The organism is Mesorhizobium sp. M7A.F.Ca.US.002.01.1.1 (genome assembly GCF_004022955.1).
Taxonomy (GTDB): domain Bacteria; phylum Pseudomonadota; class Alphaproteobacteria; order Rhizobiales; family Rhizobiaceae; genus Mesorhizobium; species Mesorhizobium ciceri.
The window spans coordinates 1-18621 of the sequence record NZ_RZQE01000071.1 but is presented as its reverse complement, the minus strand read 5'-3'; the positions used below and the strand labels follow the sequence as shown (position 1 = coordinate 18621).

Genomic DNA, 18621 nt, shown 5'->3' with positions numbered 1-18621 from the left:
CCTCTGTCGACTTCGTCGACATCTCCCCCACGGGTGGGGAGATTGGCGCCTTGTCGTGCTTGGCCGCAGCAGCATCAGCCCCATAGGCCTCACCGTCGGCATAGATCCACGCCACGGCAGCGCCGACCGCAATATCGACACCCTCTTTGCCGGTGATATCGCGCAGGACGCCGCTGGCCGGCGCATCGATTTCCATCGCCGCCTTGTCGGTCTCGATCTCGAACAGCACATCGCCCTTCTTGACGTGCGCGCCCTCCTCGGCAAACCAGCGCGAGATCTGTCCAGTCGCCATGTCCATGTCGACCTTGGGAAGAATGACTTCGGTCGGCATATCTCAGCGAACCCCTTTCACGAGGTCGCGCGCGGCGGTGATAATGTCCGGAATTTGCGGCACCGTCGCCTTCTCGAGTTCCGGATTGTAGGGGATCGGCGTTTCGGCGCCGCCCAGCCGCACGATCGGCGCGTCGAGATAGTCGAACGCTTCGCTCTCGGCGATCATGGCGCTGACCTCGGCGCCGATGCCCAGCGTCTTGACCGCTTCGTAGACGCATAGCAGCCGCGACGTCTTCTTGACGCTGTCGATGACGGTCTGCTTGTCCATCGGCCGGATGGTCCGAAGATCGACGACTTCGACGTCGATGCCTTCGCTCTCCAGCACGGCTGCCGCGTCGAGCGCCTTCTGCACCATGATCGAGGTGGCGACGATGGTGAGATCCCGGCCCTCGCGGCGGATATCGGCCTTGCCGATCGGCACGGTGTAATAGCCTTCGGGCACCGGGCCCTTCAGCTTGTAGAGCAGCTTGTGCTCGAAGATCATGACCGGATCGGGATCGGCGACCGCCGCCAAAAGCATGCCCTTGGCATCATAGGGGGTCGCCGGCTGGATGACTTTCAGACCCGGCACATGGCCGAGCCAGGCTTCGAGGCTCTGGCTGTGCTGAGCCGCCGCACCGGTGCCGGAACCGGCGGGAAAGCGCATCACCACGGGAACCGAAACCTCGCCGCCCAGCATGAAGCGCATCTTGGCCGCCTGGTTGACGATCTGCTCCATGGCAAGCGTGGCGAAATCGGAAAACTGGAACTCGAAGATCGGCCGCATGCCGGTGAGGGCAGCGCCCACCGCGACGCCCGCGCCGCCCAGTTCCGAAATCGGCGTGTCGATGACGCGGTCAGCGCCGTAACGTTCGACCAGGTCGCCGGTGACCTGGAAGGCGCCGCCATAGACGCCGATATCCTCGCCCATCAGGAAAACGCGTTCGTCCATGTCCATGGCGATCGCCATGGCTTCCTGGATCGCCTGGGCGTAGCTCAGTTCACGCACCATCGCGTCCATCACGCCTGCTCCGTATACACGTAATTGCCGGTCTCGCTGATATCGGGCGATGGGCTCGCCTTGGCGAACTCGATGCCCTCGGCGATCTCTTGCGCCACGGCATCGCGAATGGCCTCGATGCCCTTGTCGTCGATGAAGCCGAATTCCCTGAGCTCGCTTTCGAACAGGGTGATCGGATCGCGGTTCGACATCCAGTCCTCGATCTCTTCCTTGGTGCGATAGCGGTTGCGGTCGCTCTTGGAATGGCCGCGATGGCGGTAGGTCTTGGACTCGATCAGCGTCGGCCCCTCGCCGGCGCGGGCTCGGGCAACAGCCTGATGAGACGCCTCGGCGACCTCGGAGAAGATGTTGCCGTTGACGATGACGCCCGGCATCGAATAGGCGGCGGCGCGCTCGGCGATGTTCTTGACCGCGGTCGAGCGGGCTGTCGATGTCGACATGCCGTAGCCATTGTTCTCGCAGACGAAAATGACAGGCAGCTTCCAGACCGCCGCCATGTTGAGCGCCTCGTGGAAAGCGCCTTCATTGTTGGCGCCATCGCCGAAGAAGGAGACCACGACCTTGCCGGTCTTCATCATCTTGGAGGACAATGCCGCCCCGACGGCGATCGGAATACCGCCACCGACGATGCCATTGGCGCCGAGATTGCCCTTGCCGACATCGGCGATGTGCATCGAGCCGCCACGGCCCTTGCAATAGCCTGTGGTCTTGCCGAAGAACTCGGCGAACATGCGCTTGACCTCGGCGCCCTTGGCAATGCAGTGGCCGTGACCGCGATGCGTCGAGGTGATCTGGTCATCCTCGGCAAGCGGCATGCAGATGCCCATGGCGCTGGCTTCCTGGCCGATCGACAAATGCATGGTGCCATGGATGAGGCCGCGCGTGTAGCACTCCTCCGCGCCCTCTTCGAAGCGGCGGATCAGGTACATCTTGTGGAGCACCTGCTTGAGCTGCTCGGCGCTGTACTGGCGGTAGACGAAGGGCAGATTGGCGCGACTGTCAGTGACGGCTTTGCTGGCTGTGGCCATGATCACGCTCCCACGGTCCCATAGACGAGCTTGTCCTGGCGAGCGCGCAGTTCGGCGATCTTGGAGCCCGCCGCGGGCGCTGCATTCGCATAGGTTATGAGTTCGCCCTTCTTGATCGGCGCGGTGACCGAGCCGCCCTGCAGCAGGCCGCAGGGAACGGCCTTGGCGGCGCGCGCCTCAGGCGTCGTCATGATCCAGGCGCGGTAGCAATATTCGCCGATCGCATCGAGCTTCTCGCCGGGCTTCATGTCCTTCTTGGCCACGGCGGCGACTTCGGCCACCGGCTTGGCCAGCGGCACCATGTCGGCCTTGCCGTAGAGCACGACGCGCGCGCAGGTCAGCGGCACCTCGAGCGAGGTCAGGTGATAGGGACGATGGAAAGTGAAATACGGGCCTTTGCCCATCTTCAGATCTTCCATGCGCTCGGAGATGCGCGGATGCGACATGTCGGCAACGACGAAGACGCCGGGCGCGACACCCTTGCCGATCGAATAGTCGACGACGCCGACCTTCGACAGAACGCCGCCATCCTTCTGCGGCACCAGCACCTTGGACAGTTCGCCAAGCGTCGCCGCCGGGCCATGCATGCCAGCCTTGTCTGGAACCAGGCCGGTGGCATTGGCGATTGCCGCCATCTCGACCATGGTCTTGGAGCCGTCGACGAATTCGACCAGCATGCGGACATTCATGTGCCGGCGCTTGGCTTCCTCCTCATAGTCCGGGGGAATGGCGTCGATGTTGAGCGGATTGTTCTTGCCCTTGCCGGCGGCAACGATCGGGTGACCCATGGCCGAGACGAACTCGATCAGCTCCATGCAGGAGGACGGCTCATCGCCGGCGCCCAGTGAATAGGTGACGCCGAGCCGGTCGGCCTCGCTTTTCAGATAGGCGCCGATGGTGACGTCGGCCTCGACATTCATCATCACCAGATGCTTGCCATGCTCCATGGCGCGCAGCCCGATCTCGGCGCCAACGGCGGGAACCCCGGTGGCATCGATGACGACGTCGATCAGATCATTGTTGATGACAAGGTCGGCGTCGTTGGTGACCGCCACCTTGCCGGCTTCCATCGCCGACGTCATAGCCGAAGCATTCGACACTTCGCGCGCATGCCCGGTTTCCTGGAAAGCGATATCGACGGCCTTGCTGGCAGCCGGCAGGTTCAGTTCGGAAATGGCGCCGATCTCGATGCCCGACATATGGGCGACACGAGTGACGATGTCGGTTCCCATCTCGCCCGAGCCGATCAGGCCGATGCGGATAGGCTTGCCCGACTTTGCGCGTTCCTCGAGATCGCGGGCAAGACCCGTCAACGAAACATTGGAAGCCATACCGCTCGTTCCTCCCATAATGCAGGCTTGTTCGATTGCCTGACGGGTATTGAACATCTGTATTTCTGTCAAGACTAATGTCCATATTCCCGTGCTTTTTCGGACACTTTCACCGTAGTCCGGCGGGACGAGAAAGAGGCTGGGAAACCCGATGCCGCGCAGTCGCCGTCAGTGCGCGGATGGGCATCGGTTGGGATCGTTCAGCTCAGCCAACGGCGCAGCCTGTTGCGCTGCCGTGCAATAGGCCGGCACATGCGACTGGCGGCATCTTGGCCCTCGCGGGAAGTCCTGCTCAGTGTCCCGCGAAGCCTGCCGGAGGCGGGCAACCCGCCGCGTCGATCGCAAAATCATGGAAATGCACGACCACGCCATCCGCATTGATTAAGATCACGGCATAGCCGGGTGCTTTTCTGCCAGCGGCACCAGCAGGCAAACGGAACGCTTGGATTACCCTCTACTGTGCCGTCCAGCCGCCATCCATCGGCAAGGTGGTGCCGGTGACCTGCCTGGCCGCGTCCGAACACAGGAACAGCGTCAGCGCGGCGAGCTCGTCGACGGTGACGAATTCCTTGGTCGGCTGGGCGGCGAGCAGCACATCGTGCTTGACCTGTTCCTCGGTCATGCCGCGCGCCTTCATCGTGTCGGGAATCTGCCTTTCGACCAGCGGCGTCCAGACATAGCCCGGCGCGATCGCATTGACGGTGACGCCGTCGAGCGCTGCTTCGAGCGCTACCGTCTTGGTGAGGCCCGCAATGCCGTGCTTGGCCGACACATAGGCCGACTTGAACGGCGAGGCGACCAGCGCATGCGCCGAGGCGGTGTTGATGATACGGCCCCATTTGCGCGCCTTCATGCCCGGCAGTGCCGCCTTGATGGCGTAGAACGCGGCGAGCAGATTGATGCGGATGATGGCTTCCCACATGTCATCGGGAAACTCCTCGATCGGCGCGACATGCTGGATGCCGGCATTGTTGACCAGGATATCGAGACTGCCGAAGGCAGCCTCGGCCTCATGCACCATGGCGCTGACCGCCGCGCCATCCATCATGTTGGCACCGGAATAGCGGCACTTGACGCCGAAATCCTTCTCGATGCCGGCGCGCTCCTGCTCGATGGCAGCCGCATCGCCAAGGCCGTTGATGGTGACATTGGCGCCTTCGGCGGCAAAGGCGCGGGCGATGGCCAGGCCGATGCCGCTGGTCGAGCCGGTGACGAGGGCGTTCTTCGAAGACAGGAAACCCATGATGATCTCGCAAGAGGTGGGAGGGAACGAACGGGGCCGCCTTTGTGCGCCGCACCATGACAGTGCCATAGCCATATGTCGGTGCGATTACAGGGTTGAGACGGCCGTCGACAGGCCTCTTGGGCGGCTGTCAGGCGGCTGACACGGCACTGTCATGGTGCCGTGCAACATAATCCGGAGCGCATTCGCGCAGTCATTCCTGAACCAAAATGGGGCTACAGCCTTGCAGATCGCCGATGTCGTGAAGCGCGCCTATGCGATGCCGCTGACCAACCCCTCCTTTCCGCCCGGGCCGTACCGTTTCTTCAACCGCGAATACGTCATCATCACCTACCGCACGACGCGCGAGGCGCTAGAGGCTGTCGTGCCGGAGCCGCTGGAGATCGACGAGCCGCTGGTCAAATACGAATTCATCCGCATGCCTGACTCGACCGGTTTCGGCGACTACACCGAGACCGGCCAGGTCATCCCGGTGCGCTACAAGGGCCAGCACGGCGCCTACGTCCATTCGATGTATCTCGACGACGACGCGCCGATCGCCGGCGGCCGCGAACTGTGGGGCTTTCCCAAGAAGCTTGCCAATCCCAAGATCGTGCATGAAGGCGAGGTCATCGTCGGCACGCTGCACTATGGCAGCGTTCTGTGCGCCACCGGCACGATGGGCTACAAGCACAAGAAAGCCGATCACGGCTCTGTCCTCGCTTCGCTGGCCGCGCCCAATTTCCTGATCAAGATCGTCCCGCATGTCGACGGCACGCCGCGCATCTGCGAACTGGTCCGCTACCACCTCACCGACATCACGCTGAAGGAAGCCTGGACAGCGCCCGCCGCACTCGATTTGCGGCCGCACGTCATGGCCGACGTGGCGCGGCTGCCGGTGCTCGACATCGTATCCGCCGTCCACTTCACCGCCGATCTGACGCTTGGGCTGGGCGAAGTGGTTCACGATTATCTCGCCGACCGCACCTGAGCTGCACAAGCCTTTCAGAGCCCAAACAGAAGTCGGAGACCAAAGCCGTGCTCGAACGCAATCGCAACAAGGAGGCCACCGCCACCATCGCGGAGATCTCGGCGCAGTATGACCGCGTCGCGCTGGTGTTTCAGGGAGGCGGCGCGCTCGGCGCCTACCAGGCTGGGGTGTACCAGGCATTGGCAGAGGCCGGCTGCGAGCCGAGCTGGCTTTCCGGCGTATCGATCGGCGCCATCAATGCGGCGATCATCGCCGGCAATGAGTCGAGCCGCCGGCTGCAGCGCCTCGAGCAATTCTGGCAGACGATTTCGGGTCGCAAGATCTGGGCCTATACGCCGGAAGGCGACATCTACCGTGATATCCGCAATCGCACCAGTTCGTGGATGACCATGGTCATGGGGCAGCCGGGCTTCTTCAAGCCGCGCAATCCTAACCCCTGGATGGAGCAGCCCGGCGCCGAGGGCGCCACCAGCTTCTACGACACGGCCGAGCTGAAGGAGACGCTGCAAAGCCTGATCGACTTCGACATCCTCAACGACGGCAAGAAGCGGTTGAGCGTCGGCGCGGTCAACGTCCGGACCGGCAACTTCGTCTATTTCGACACCGACAAGGTCCGCATCGAACCGGAGCACATCATGGCCAGCGGCGCGCTGCCGCCGGCGTTCCCGTCGATCCGCATCGAAGGCGAATATTACTGGGACGGGGGCATCGTCTCCAACACGCCGCTGCAATATCTGCTCGACCAGGAAGAGGACCGTTCCTCGCTGGTTTTCCAGGTCGACCTGTTCAGCGCGCGAGGCGTCCTGCCGCGCAGCATGCCGGACGTGCTGTCGCGCCACAAGGACATCATGTATTCGAGCCGCACACGGCAAAACACCGACAATTTCAAACGCATCCACGGTCTCAAGATGCGCCTGCTCGATGCACTGAAACGGGTGCCGAAGGAGTTGCGGACGCCGGCCGAGGAAGCGCTGATCGAGGACTATTCGGACGCCGGCACCGTCAACATCGTGCACCTGATCTATCAGCACAAGGGCTATGAGGGTCACGCCAAGGACTATGAGTTCTCAGGCACCTCGATGCGCGAGCATTGGGAGACAGGGTTGGAGGACACGCAGCGCACCTTGCGCCATCGTGAGTGGCTGACGATGCCGACCAATGTCGACGGTGTGGCCATCCATGACCTGCATCGCGAAGACCCGACGTAGCCAGGCCGGTTATGCTCAACGGTTCAGCGTTGTTGGCCAGGATTCGTTTGAACGGCCATCGCCAACGCTCGAGATTGGCCGACGCCTCCAAACTTCGTCATCCCTGGGCGAAGCAGGAGCGAAGCTCCGTCGCGGAGACCCTGGGATCCAGGCCGTGACCTTTGCCACGGAGTGCAGCGGAGCAGAATTCAGCACCGCGGCAACGCTCAGGAGTCGCGGCATGGATCCTATGGTCTGCGCCGCGTCGCTTCGCTCCCTGCTCCGCCTCAGGATGACGAAGCGAAAGGCGTTTCGGCCAATTTCCTAGGCAGGTTCCACGTCAACAGAAACGAATACGTCTTCGCCCCTTGAACGCAGTGCTCACTTAAAGAAAAAAGGCAGCGCCGGTCACCCGGCGCTGCCTTTTGTTCGGAAGCTTACGCTCGGCTCAGAACACCTGGCGGAAGATGATGAACAGCACGAAGGCCAGCGTGATCGAGCACGGCAGCGTCAGCACCCAGGCAAGCAGCAGATTGCGCACCGTCGCCCATTGCAGCCCCGAACCGTTCGCCGCCATCGTTCCGGCAACGCCCGACGACAGCACATGGGTCGTCGACACCGGCAATCCCAGCCGATCGGCCATGCCGATGGTCACCATCGCCACGAGTTCGGCCGCCGCACCCTGGCCGTAGGTCAGATGGCTCTTGCCGATCTTCTCGCCGACCGTGACGACGATGCGTTTCCAGCCGACCATGGTGCCGAGGCCGAGCGCCAGCGCGACGGCGACCTTCACCCAGATCGGGATGAACTTCGTCGCGTTGTCGACGGCCTTGTGATAGTCGGTGACCGCTTTCAGATCGGTCGCCTCCATCGGCAGCAGCTGCTTCTTGTCGATCAGCTTGAGCGCTTCGCCGATCAAATAGATGTCGTTGCGGGCGTTGCTGACCAGATCGGTCGGCACCGTCTCGACCGAGGCATAGGGCTGCAGGCCAGCCGTCGTGTTGTGGATGTAGGTCTGCAGCGCAACCGTCGTCTGGTCGTTCCAGGTCCTGGTGCGCACGGCATCCTGGACGGCGGCCTTGGCATCGGTGACGGTGACCCCGGGCTTGGCATATTTGCCCAGCGCCGTTTCGACGCTGACCGAGGCAGACTTGTAGGCTTCGAGATAGTTGATGTCGGGGGTGCGGTTCAGCGCATAGGCCGTCGGCACGACGCCGATCAGGATCAGCATGATCAGGCCCATGCCCTTCTGTCCGTCATTGGAGCCATGCGCAAAGCTGACGCCGGTGCAGGTGAAGATGAGCAGGCCACGGATCCACCATGGCGGCGGCGTGTTGCCTTTCGGCGCCTCGTAGAGCGCCGGATTGCGCACCAGCAGCTTCATTACATAGAGCAGTATCGCCGCGGCGAAGAAGCCGATGATCGGCGACACCAGCAGGGTGACGCCGACATTGGTCGCCTGCGACCAGTCGACGCCGCTGGTGGCGCTGCCGGCGGGCGCCATGAACTGGTTGGCAAGGCCGACGCCGATGATCGAACCGACCATCGTGTGCGAGCTCGACGCCGGCAGTCCGAGGAACCAGGTGCCGAGATTCCACAGGATCGCCGCCACAAGCAGCGCGAACACCATGGCGAAGCCCGAGGACGAGCCGACCTGCAGGATCAGCTCGACCGGCAGCAGCGACAGGATGCCGAAAGCGACCGCGCCGCTGGAGGTGAGAACCCCCAGGAAATTGAAGGCGCCCGACCACATGACGGCGAATTCGGCCGGCATCGAGCGCGTGTAGATAACCGTCGCCACCGCATTGGCGGTGTCATGGAAGCCGTTGACGAACTCGAAGCCGAGCGCGATCAGCAAGGCGATGCCAAGCAGGATCCACGGCACGGTCTTGGCCACCGCAAGATCCTGGCTGAGCGCGTAGCCGACATAGGCGATGCCGACGAGCACCAGCACGCCGAAGGCCGGCAGGAACCACTTCGCGCTGCCCGATTGATCCAGCGGATGATCCGGTCTCGGAATGCCCGCCTCGCTAGAAACTATGTCCACCATGTCCCACTCCAGATGCATTGCAGCAAAGAACTGGGAAGACGCTATGTCCGCACGATGAACCCTGTGTGACGCCAGCGAACGCCGCGTTCACGAACAGGCCTGCCGAAAAGCGGGTGGGCGGCGCCTATTTGGCAATCTCTAGCAGCGACGATACCAACAACTGGCGCTCGTCTTTCGACAGGACATCCGAATCGAAGAGGTTCATGCTGCGCAATCCCTCGATGGCGAGATAGCAGATCAACAGCGATTTGAGATCCGGCGTCTCGCCCTTCAGCCGCTCGAAAAGCTGCCGCTTGAAGGTCTTTATCGGCATCATGAAATCGGGATCCTCGGCGATGGCCGAGAAGATCCAGGACGCCGACGGCTGCTTTTCCTCGCAATCATTGGCCGACAGCCTGATGTAGACGGCCAGGGGATTTTCGTCCTTGTCATTTGTGCGGGCGGCTTCCAGCGCGTGCTCGAACTCGCGCAGATAGCCTTCGACCAAACCTTGCATCAATTTGGCCTTGGTCGGGAAATTGTAGAGGAGCCCTCCCTTCGACACGCCGGCACGGCTGGCGACGGCATCCAGCGACAGGCTGCCTGGTCCGGATTCCCGGGCAACATCAGCCGCCGCGGCGAGAATCTTCTCGCGCGAATTCGGTCTTTGGGCTCTCATGGTGCCTCCCATCGCAAGCTTAGGCCCAATTGACAAGACCGTCCAGACGGTACAGGAAGACCGCCATTATTTGAAATCGGGACCCGCAGTCGGTATGTGTCCCGATATCCGCGCTTCGCGCCGGATTTCGACTGAGGGGACTTCCTTGTTCAAGCGCATACTCCGTATCTTTATCATTGTTCTGGTTCTGGCCCTGCTCGTCGTCGTGGTCGGCGGCATCGTCGGCTTCAACTTCCTGCGCGACAACGGCATCAAGCAGTACTTCGCATCGATGAAGCCGCCGGCGGCAACCGTTTCGACGACCATCGCCAAGCCTTCGGCCTGGACGCCAGGCGTCGAGGCGATCGGCACGGTCAAGGCGGTGCGCGGTGTCGACCTGACGGTCGAGACTACCGGTATCGTCAAGGACATCCTTTTCCATGCCAACCAGAAGGTGGCGGACAATGCGGTTCTGCTGCAACTCGATGACGCCGTCGAGCGCGCCGACCTCGATGCACAGAAGGCGCAAGCCGCGCTAGACCAGACCTCACTTGCCCGCGCCATCGAACTGACCAGGCGTGGCGTTGGCTCCGACTCGACGCTGGACACGGCGCGTGCGGCGGCCTCGGCCTCGGCATCCCAAGTCACCAAGCTGCAGGCCGTGCTCGACCAGAAGCAGCTGACGGCGCCTTTCGGCGGCACGGTGGGTATCCCGAAGATCGATGTCGGCCAGTATTTGGCGCCCGGCACCGCCGTGGTGACATTGCAGGACCTCGACACGATGCGGGTCGATTTCACGGTTCCCGAACAGCAACTCGCCTTGCTCAAGATCGGCCAGACGATTCGATTGGGCTTTGGCGGCGAGGACAGGCCATTCGCAGGCGCCATTCGTGGCATAGACCCGAAGATCGACTCGTCCAGCCGGCTGGTGAACATCCGGGCGGAAGTCGCCAATCCCGATGGCAAGCTGACCCCCGGCCAGTTCGTGCAGGTGCGTGTCGAGCTGCCCGAAGAGCAGAACGTGCTGACCCTGCCGCAGACGGCGCTGACGACAAGTCTCTATGGCGACTACATCTTCGTGGTGCAGCCAGCCAAGCCCGCCGAGACAGCGCCAGCTGCCAAGCCGGAGGAAAAACCCGCTGCGCCGGCAGCCGACAAATCGGCTGACGCCAAGCCTGCGGACACCAAGCCGGCCGATGCCATGAAGCCGGCGGCTGATGCAGCCAAGCCTGCCGCCGATGCGGCAAAGCCAACTGACAAGGCTGCCGATGGGGCCAAGCCGGCGGCGGAAGGTGACAAGCCCGCGCTCGTGCTGTCGCAGGTGTTCGTCAAGCCCGGCCGCCGCAATCAAGGCATGGTCGAGATCGTCGAGGGGCTGAAGGCCGGCGACGAGGTCGTCACCGCCGGTCAGAACCGCCTCTTCAACGGCATGTCCGTCGTTGTGGACAACACCATCGACCCGACCAAATCGGCGAACAAGCAGGCCGACCAGCAATGAGCTTTTCAGATCTCTTCATTCGCCGGCCTGTTCTTTCGACGGTCCTTGCTTGCATGATCCTGCTCCTGGGTTTCCAGGGCATCTTCAATCTGTCGATCCGGCAGTATCCGAAGGTCGATGAAACGGCCATCACGATCACCACGGCCTATCCAGGCGCCAGCGCCGATCTGATCCAGGGCTTCATTTCCGCCCCGATCGCCCGCGCCGTCGCGTCGACCGAAAACATCGACTACGTCACCTCGTCCAGCCGCCCGTCCTCCAGCACCGTGACGGTGCAGATGAAGCTCGGCTCGAACCCCGACGTCGCGCTGACCGAAGTTCTGTCCAAGGTTCAGGGCGTGCGCGGCACTTTGCCGGACGCGTCGAAGGACCCTGTCATCGTCAAGGGCACCGGCCAGCAGTTCGCGATGATGTACATCTCGATGCAGAATCCGAACATGACGAAGGAGCAGCTGACGGAGTATATCGAGCGCGTCATCAGACCGCGCATGTCGACGGTCGAAGGCGTCGCCGACGTGCAGATCTTCGGCGCCCAGGAATACTCGATGCGCGTCTGGATCGATCCGGTCAAACTTGCGGCGCGCGGCGTGACCGCCTCCGAACTGCTGACGGCGATCAACAATTCCAACTTCCTGTCGGCGCCCGGCAACACCCAGAACGAGTATGTCGTCTCCTCGATCACCGTGCGCTCGACATTGCAGACGCCGGAGGCATTCGCCGAGCTGCCGCTGCGCTCGACCGACGGCAATGTGGTGCGGTTGCGCGACGTGGCTCGCGTCGAACTCGCCGCCGAGAACACCGACACCAGGGTCTCGTTCAACGGTAAGCCAGGCACCTTCCTCGCCATCTTCCCGACGCCGGCGGCCAATCCGCTGACCACGGCGGCTGCGCTCACCAAGCTGGTGCCGCAGATTCAGGAGACACTGCCGAAAGGCATGACGATCGAGGTCGTCTACGACGCGACCGGGCAGATCAGCGCCTCGATTGAAGAGGTGTTCAAGACCATCGGCGAGGCGGTTGCCATCGTCGTCGTCGTCATCCTTCTGTTCCTTGGCTCCTTCCGGTCGGTGATGATGCCGATCATCACCATCCCGTTGTCGCTGATCGGCGTCTGCTTCCTTTTGTTCGCGGTTGGCTACTCGATCAACCTTCTGTCGCTGCTCGCCATGGTGCTGGCGATCGGCCTGGTCGTCGACGACGCCATCGTGGTGGTGGAGAACATCCACCGTCACATGGAAGAAGATCACATGTCGCCGATGCAGGCTGCGTTCAGCGGTATGCGCGAAATCGCATCAGCCATCGTTGCCATGACCATGACGCTGGCCGCCGTGTTCGCACCGCTGGCATTTACCGGCGGCCTGACCGGCGCGCTGTTCCGTGAATTCGCGGTCACGCTCGCCGGCTCGGTGGTGCTGTCGGGTGTCATCGCCATCACCATCACCCCGATGATGTCGGCACGCCTCTTGAAGTCCGGCACGCCGGGCCGTTTCCAGCGCATTGTCGACGGCACCTTCGCGCGCGTCGAGCATGTCTATGAACGCGCCGTCACCGGATCGCTGAACTATCGCCCGTTGACGTTGATCATCGTGCTTGCGCTTGTCGGCGTCACCGGCTTCATGTTCACCAAGACCTCGAGCGAACTTGCGCCGGAAGAGGACCAGGGCTTTCTGCTCTCGATTGTGACGGCGCCGCGTTATGCGACGTCCGATTACACCGAGACATACGTCAACCAGATCCTCGGCCTGGTGAAGGATATTCCCGAAACACGGGCGCAGTTCTCGGCCGTCGCCTTCGGCGGCACGACAAACAGCGCCTTCGTCGGCTATGCCTTCAAGGACTGGGCGGAACGCAAGCGCAATTCGAAGGAACTGCAGGCTGACATTACGGCCCGTATCGCCAAAGTGGCCGGTGTCGAGGCCTTCGTCTTCGCACCGCCGACGCTGCCGGGCTCCGGCGGCGGCCTGCCCATTTCCATGGTGGTACGATCGACCGGCGCTTCCTCGGAAGTGTACGAGGTGGCCGAGCAGATCAAGAACAAGGCGCAGGCCTCCGGCCGCTTCATCGTCGTGCAGAATTCGATGGCTTATGACGCACCGGAGGTGACGGTGACCATCGACCGCGACCGCGCCGCCGCGCTGAACCTGCCGATCGCCGATATCGGCCGCACGCTGACCTTGCTGGTCGGCGGCGCCGAAGTGGCGCAGTTCGACCGCGATTCCAACAGCTACGACATCATCCCGCAGGTGCCGCAGGAGTTTCGCGACGACCCCGACAAGCTCGGCGAATACTTCGTGCGCAGCGTGACCGGCGAGATGGTGCCGCTATCGGCGGTGGTCAAGATTTCGACCAATGCGGCGCCGGCGGCAATCGAGCAGTTCAACCAGCTGAATTCGTCGACGATTTCGGCGCTTCCGCTGCCCGGCGTCACCACCGGCGACGGGCTGAAGGCGCTGGAGGACATCGCCAAGGAGAGCCTGCCCGACACGTTCTTCATCGATTATTCCGGTCAATCGCGACAGGAAAAGGAACAGGGCAACACCATCCTGATCGCTTTCGCGGCCGCAGTTGTCGTCATCTATCTGGTGCTGGCGGCGCAGTTTGAAAGCTTCCGTGATCCGCTGATCATCATGATGGCGGTGCCGTTGTCGATCTTCGGCGCGATCGTGCCGCTCAATCTGGGCCTCGGCACGCTCAACATCTACACGCAGGTCGGCCTGATCACACTGATCGGTCTGATAACCAAGCACGGCATCCTGCTGGTCGAGTTCGCCAACCAGCAGCGTGAAAAGCATGGCATGCGGCGGCGCGATGCCATCATCGCCTCGGCCAAGGTGCGCCTGCGGCCGATCCTGATGACGACGGCGGCGATGGCGCTCGGCGTTGTGCCGCTGATCACGTCCAGCGGCGCTGGTGCCGCGGCCCGCTATTCGATGGGCCTGGTCATCTTCACCGGCATCCTGGTCGGCACCATGTTCACGCTCTTCGTCGTGCCCATGTTCTACACCTTCATCGCCAGCAAGGACCTGCCTCATCTGGCGGAGAAGCCGGACCCCAAGCTGATGCCGGCACTGCCGAGCTAGGACGGTCGAGGGAGTCCCGCCCAGAAATGCGCGGGGCAAATCGATGGAAACAAAAGAAAAGAGGCCGGGAAATTCCCGGCCTCTTTTCTTTTTGGCTGGGCTCGATACCGCCGGTTTGAACTGTACGCAATACCGCAGCGTTTCCGGAGGGAGCTTTGAGGCGCGGCAGCATGCTGCCACGCCACCGTTTCCAGCCTGCTACTTGACGATGACGATGCTGGTGTTGGTCGCCCCGAAGGTTTCGACGAGCTGGTAGAAATCGGCAGCGTTGTCGGGGTGCAGCCGCACGCAGCCATGCGAAGCCGGCTGGCCGAGGCGCTTGATCGCATAGGTCGCGTGCACCGCATAGCCGCCGCTGAAGAAGACCGAGTGCGGCATCGGGGCGTTGTCGTATTTCTTCGAATACCACATTTCATGCATGCGGGTCGGCTTGAACGAGCCGGTCGGCGTCACATGGGCCCGGTCGCCGGTGGAGACTTTCCAGGCGAAAGTCGGCCGGCCGTCGACCGAGACTTCCATGATCTGCTGCGAAAGCGAAACGCGCGCCACGATCTTGTTGGCGGCATGCGCGGCGCCCGAGCCGAACAGCAGTGCGGCACCGGTCAGCGCGGCGGCGGCGATGTTGATGAGCTTGGCGGAAATGGCGGTATGCATGAAGAAAATCCCCTCTCTCTGCCGGTCCAGCCGGCTCCAATTCGATGGCTGCTTATCCCCACGTCATGTTTCGGAGAGATTTCGCAAAATGCTCATTTGTGTTTCGAATCTGTTTCCACTGGTTAACAAACGCCAACCCAATTAGAGCCGTCGGTGGCCCGCCAGCGAGACCCTAGCAAGACCAAGGTCAGGAACATGGGTATCCGTCGCTAAACGAAAGTGCGAATCAGCAGTATTCGAAAGGACCGCCGTAGATCTCGAAACCAAACTGCAACAAAGCGAGGTTTCAAGCGGCATGATCCGGATACGGGCCGCAAGCAAAGTTGACGCAACGAAAACAGCCGGTAACGAACATGGGAACGAAATCGAACGTGCTGTCCTGGCTTTTCAGGATCAGCATCGCGGCAGCGGTCATCGGCGGCGTCGGCATGGTTGCCGGCACCCCGCTGACAAGCCTCGGCGCGATGACTTCAGGCGAGATTTCGACCCTGCACGCCGCACTGTTTTTCGCCACGGTCTGGATTGTTTCCAGCCTGCGCATCGCCCGGCTAAAGGCCCTCTGGCGGGTCGGCCTTAGGCTGACGGGTTTGCGCGGCGCCTCCGGCAACTTGCTGCCGAGAGGACCGAAGGCCCGCGCCGAGACGGGGGGTTCCGTGGGCGGCGCGGGCGCTTCGGGGGTATCCTGAAGCGACCCGCAACAAACCATTTTGGGGAATTGGTACGATGAAAACGAAATTTGCCGCTTCGGTGCTTTCCGCACTGCTTTACGCCCAGGGCCTGCTCGGCTTTGCCGGCCTTGCCACCGTGCTGCTCAGGGACCGCGCCCACGCTGGCGAGCTGACCATGGGCAGTGACATGCCGGTGGGTCCATCGCTTCTGCTGGTACGCTGAGCGCCAAGAGCGTCGGGGCCGGAGATGGAAAATCCGATGCCCGAAACCAGAGACTGCGTCAGTGCCCGGCAATCAGTCCGCGAATTGCCGCGGCGGATCGAACCGGTAGCCGGCGCCGCGTATGGTGGTGATGGTTTCGGTGTCGAGTTTGCGGCGCAGCCGCACGATGCGCGAATCGATCGAGCGATCGAAGGCATCGGCGTTTTCGGCAGGCGCCGCGGCGATGATGTCGTCGCGCGTCAAAACCTTGCGCGGACTGGCCAGGAACAGCCTGAGCAGCGCCACCTGACCGGGCGAAAGCTGTTCCTCCGTGCCGGAGCGATGCATGACCATCGCCGATCTCAGATCGACGGTCGCGTTCTCCAGCACGATCAGTTCCTGGGTGCCCCTGCCGCGGCGCGAAAGCAGGCCGCCGACACGGGCGGCCAGTTCACGGACATTGAGCGGGCTCTCGACGACGTCGGCCGCACCAAGCTCCAGCGCCAGCACCTTGTCGACAAGATCGGCCGGGCGGCAGATCAGGATGAAATCCGGTCCGCCCTCACCGCCTCCTCCTTGGCCGCCATAACGTCTGAGCAGGTCCCGCCCCTCCGCCTGGCTGAGGCTGTCGCCGACGACGACGACGTCGATGCCCTTTCCCGACAGCAGAGATTCGGCTTCCCAGGGCTGGCGTGCCTGATGCACGTCATGGCCGCGCCGTTCAAGATGGTCGGCGAGTTCGGTCGCGACCACTTCGGCTACCGAAACGAGCGCAATGACGGATCGTGCGGCCATGTTTTCCAACCGTTCCCTGGCAACCCCGATATGAGTGCTGGACATGATGTTTATACCCAATCTACTTTCCACTGAAAGTGGGAGCGAAAGCATCGTGCGGGCAAGAATTGTCATCGTCGAGGATGAGCCCGACCTGAGGGACGCTGTCGCCGAATACCTTGGCGCCGCCGGATATGACGTGGCCACCGCTGAAAGTGCGGCCGCCGCGCGCAGCCTCGTTGAAACGCAGTCGTTTCATCTTGCCATTCTCGACATCGCCATGCCCGGCGAGGACGGCCTCTCGCTTGGCCGCTGGCTGCGTTCGAAACTGCCGATCGGCATCATCTATGCGACCGCGGCCGGCACCGCGCTCGACCGCATTGTCGGGCTGGAACTCGGTGCCGACGACTACATCGTCAAGCCTTACGAATTGCGCGAAGTGCTGGCCAGGGTGCGCAGCGTGTTGCGCCGGGTTCCCCAGCCCAAAGAGCTGCAGGACAAGAGGGCCGGGCCGGATCGCCGTTCCGTTGCCTTCGGCCCCTTCCAGGCCGATCTCGACGGCAGGCTGGTCACCGGCGCCAATGGCGTGGTGATCGACATGGCCAAGAGCGAGTTCGACGTGCTGGAGATTTTCCTCACCCGCGCCAACCGGCTGCTGAGCCGCGCCGCTATCTCCGAGGCGATCGGTTTCACCGAAGATCCGGAATCGTCACGCGCGGTCGACATTCGCATCATGCGGCTGCGCAAAAAGATCGAGGCCGATCCCGCCAATCCGAAATTCCTGCGCACGGTGCGCGGCGAGGGCTATATCTTCTCGCTGCCGGCCGGCGACGGCAACTGAGCACCGGGCCAGAAGGATGTAGTTGCTCGCCGGCCGAATTGGCGCGACTCCGGAATGACAGCACAAGATGATCGCTGAAGCAGCAAGCACCGATATGCAAGGGTTCAGGCAGGGCGCGGCGATGGCGGCCGTGCGCGTCGTTCGCCGGCTGCGCGAGGCCGGCGACTGGCAGCGCGAGATGGACGGCATACTGGAAACGCTCTGCCGGGCCATGGATTGCCAGCGCGGCATCCTGTTTCGCTTGCGCGAACTGCCCGGCCAGGGCTTCGCCCAATCCGTCGCCGCCTACTGGATCGACCCTCTTTTCGGCGGCGAACTGGCATCACCGACCGTCATCATGCAATCGATCGTCAATTCCGACCCGCTGCTGGAGCGGCTTGCCGAGGACGAGAGGCAAGGCAAGATCTTCGCCGGTCATACGCGCGACCTCGAAGGCTTCCTGAGGACCGATTTCGAAAAGCAGAACATCAAATCGTTCCTCTCGGTCTCGGTCTTCGCGCACGGCCATCTCTGGGGCACGCTGGCGGTCAATGACTGCATCAACGAGCGTGCATGGACCGACGAGGAAGAGGCGACGCTGCACATCATCGCGCTGGCCATCGGCGACGCCATAGAGCGCTCGCCCTCCGACGCCCACGCCAGCGAGGTCATTCGCCGCACCATGCTGCAGGCCTCGCTCGACGCCATTGTCGTCATCGACGAGACCGGCTCGATCATCGAATTCAATCCGGCCGCCGAGAAGATGTTCGGCTTCCAGCGCAGCGACATCCTCGGCAAGGACCTGCTCGATACGATCGTGCCGATCTACTACCGCAAGGGCTATGCCTCAGGAGCCGAATACATGTCCGGCCGCGGCGCGCCGATGGTCGGCCAGCGGCTCGAGACGGTGACCCAGAATGCCGCCGGCGAAGTGTTCCCGATCGAGCTGACGGCCACCGAGATGCGGGTTGCCGACCGCCGCCTGATCTTCGGCTCCATCCGCGACCTGCGCGACAAATTGCGCGCCGAGGAGGAAATCGGCCGGCAACGCGAGAAGCTGCACCAGAACGAGAAGATGGCGGCCATGGGTTCGCTGCTGGCCGGTGCGTCGCACGAGCTCAACAACCCCCTGGCCGTGGTTGTGGC

General features: G+C 62.8%; 17 protein-coding genes. 8 read left to right on the top strand and 9 right to left on the bottom strand.

The genetic code is table 11. From position 1 onward, the window contains the following. The 5 genes from EN932_RS10385 to EN932_RS10365 all read right to left on the bottom strand — a co-directional run. The coding region (locus EN932_RS10385) for a biotin/lipoyl-containing protein (protein ID WP_128368805.1) at window positions 1-331 on the bottom strand (331 nt) is incomplete at its 3' end. A 3-nt stretch (window positions 332-334) separates the two neighbouring features. Next, window positions 335-1333, bottom strand: coding sequence for an alpha-ketoacid dehydrogenase subunit beta (locus EN932_RS10380; RefSeq protein ID WP_127368262.1), 999 nt, complete (start codon window positions 1331-1333; stop codon window positions 335-337). Then, entirely contained in the window at window positions 1333-2361 is a 1029-nt protein-coding gene (locus tag EN932_RS10375; protein ID WP_063169131.1) for a thiamine pyrophosphate-dependent dehydrogenase E1 component subunit alpha, read from the bottom strand. Before EN932_RS10375 ends, EN932_RS10380 begins: the two co-directional genes overlap by 1 nt. Window positions 2362-2363: 2 nt before the next feature. Further along, window positions 2364-3692: an NAD(P)H-dependent oxidoreductase gene (locus tag EN932_RS10370; RefSeq protein ID WP_127368261.1), complete on the bottom strand. Its 1329-nt coding sequence runs from the start codon at window positions 3690-3692 to the stop codon at window positions 2364-2366. A gap of 454 nt (window positions 3693-4146) precedes the next feature. Continuing rightward, entirely contained in the window at window positions 4147-4935 is a 789-nt protein-coding gene (locus tag EN932_RS10365) for a 3-hydroxybutyrate dehydrogenase (RefSeq protein WP_127368260.1), read from the bottom strand. 223 nt (window positions 4936-5158) lie between these two features. Here EN932_RS10365 and EN932_RS10360 point away from each other — a divergent pair, with 223 nt between their 5' ends. Both EN932_RS10360 and EN932_RS10355 read left to right on the top strand, forming a co-directional pair. After that, complete coding sequence (locus EN932_RS10360; protein WP_063169133.1) at window positions 5159-5905, top strand: acetoacetate decarboxylase; 747 nt, start codon at window positions 5159-5161, stop codon at window positions 5903-5905. Window positions 5906-5952: 47 nt separating this feature from the next. After that, a complete protein-coding gene (locus EN932_RS10355) occupies window positions 5953-7113 on the top strand; it encodes a patatin-like phospholipase family protein (RefSeq protein ID WP_024503027.1) in 1161 nt (386 codons plus the stop codon). Window positions 7114-7540: 427 nt separating this feature from the next. Here the strand turns inward: EN932_RS10355 and EN932_RS10350 are convergent, their stop codons facing one another. Both EN932_RS10350 and EN932_RS10345 read right to left on the bottom strand, forming a co-directional pair. Further along, window positions 7541-9142, bottom strand: a complete 1602-nt coding sequence (locus EN932_RS10350; RefSeq protein ID WP_127368592.1) for an inorganic phosphate transporter — start codon at window positions 9140-9142, stop codon at window positions 7541-7543. Window positions 9143-9266: 124 nt separating this feature from the next. Further along, window positions 9267-9800: a TetR/AcrR family transcriptional regulator gene (locus tag EN932_RS10345; protein ID WP_013529308.1), complete on the bottom strand. Its 534-nt coding sequence runs from the start codon at window positions 9798-9800 to the stop codon at window positions 9267-9269. A gap of 145 nt (window positions 9801-9945) precedes the next feature. Between EN932_RS10345 and EN932_RS10340 the strand changes: the two genes are divergently transcribed. After that, the gene (locus EN932_RS10340) at window positions 9946-11277 is read left to right on the top strand and encodes an efflux RND transporter periplasmic adaptor subunit (RefSeq protein WP_013529307.1); all 1332 of its coding nucleotides are present in this window, start codon (window positions 9946-9948) and stop codon (window positions 11275-11277) included. Further along, window positions 11274-14357 (top strand): efflux RND transporter permease subunit, encoded by a 3084-nt coding sequence (locus EN932_RS10335; protein WP_013529306.1) that lies wholly within the window; start codon window positions 11274-11276, stop codon window positions 14355-14357. The genes EN932_RS10340 and EN932_RS10335 overlap by 4 nt, the downstream gene beginning before the upstream one ends. Before the next feature lie 198 nt (window positions 14358-14555). Here the strand turns inward: EN932_RS10335 and EN932_RS10330 are convergent, their stop codons facing one another. Then, entirely contained in the window at window positions 14556-15011 is a 456-nt protein-coding gene (locus EN932_RS10330; RefSeq protein ID WP_013529305.1) for a L,D-transpeptidase, read from the bottom strand. A 353-nt stretch (window positions 15012-15364) separates the two neighbouring features. Between EN932_RS10330 and EN932_RS10325 the strand changes: the two genes are divergently transcribed. After that, on the top strand, window positions 15365-15697 hold the full coding sequence (locus tag EN932_RS10325; RefSeq protein WP_127384968.1) for a hypothetical protein: 333 nt from the start codon (window positions 15365-15367) through the stop codon (window positions 15695-15697). A gap of 37 nt (window positions 15698-15734) precedes the next feature. Beyond that, window positions 15735-15902, top strand: coding sequence for a hypothetical protein (locus tag EN932_RS10320; protein WP_013529303.1), 168 nt, complete (start codon window positions 15735-15737; stop codon window positions 15900-15902). 72 nt (window positions 15903-15974) lie between these two features. Here EN932_RS10320 and EN932_RS10315 read toward each other — a convergent pair whose 3' ends face one another. Beyond that, complete coding sequence (locus EN932_RS10315) at window positions 15975-16676, bottom strand: response regulator transcription factor (protein ID WP_013529302.1); 702 nt, start codon at window positions 16674-16676, stop codon at window positions 15975-15977. 46 nt (window positions 16677-16722) lie between these two features. On the opposite strand from EN932_RS10315, the gene EN932_RS10310 reads away from it, so the two are divergent. Both EN932_RS10310 and EN932_RS10305 read left to right on the top strand, forming a co-directional pair. After that, window positions 16723-17496, top strand: coding sequence for a response regulator transcription factor (locus tag EN932_RS10310; RefSeq protein WP_206618923.1), 774 nt, complete (start codon window positions 16723-16725; stop codon window positions 17494-17496). 67 nt (window positions 17497-17563) lie between these two features. After that, the coding region (locus tag EN932_RS10305) for a PAS domain S-box protein (protein WP_164890456.1) at window positions 17564-18621 on the top strand (1058 nt) is incomplete at its 3' end.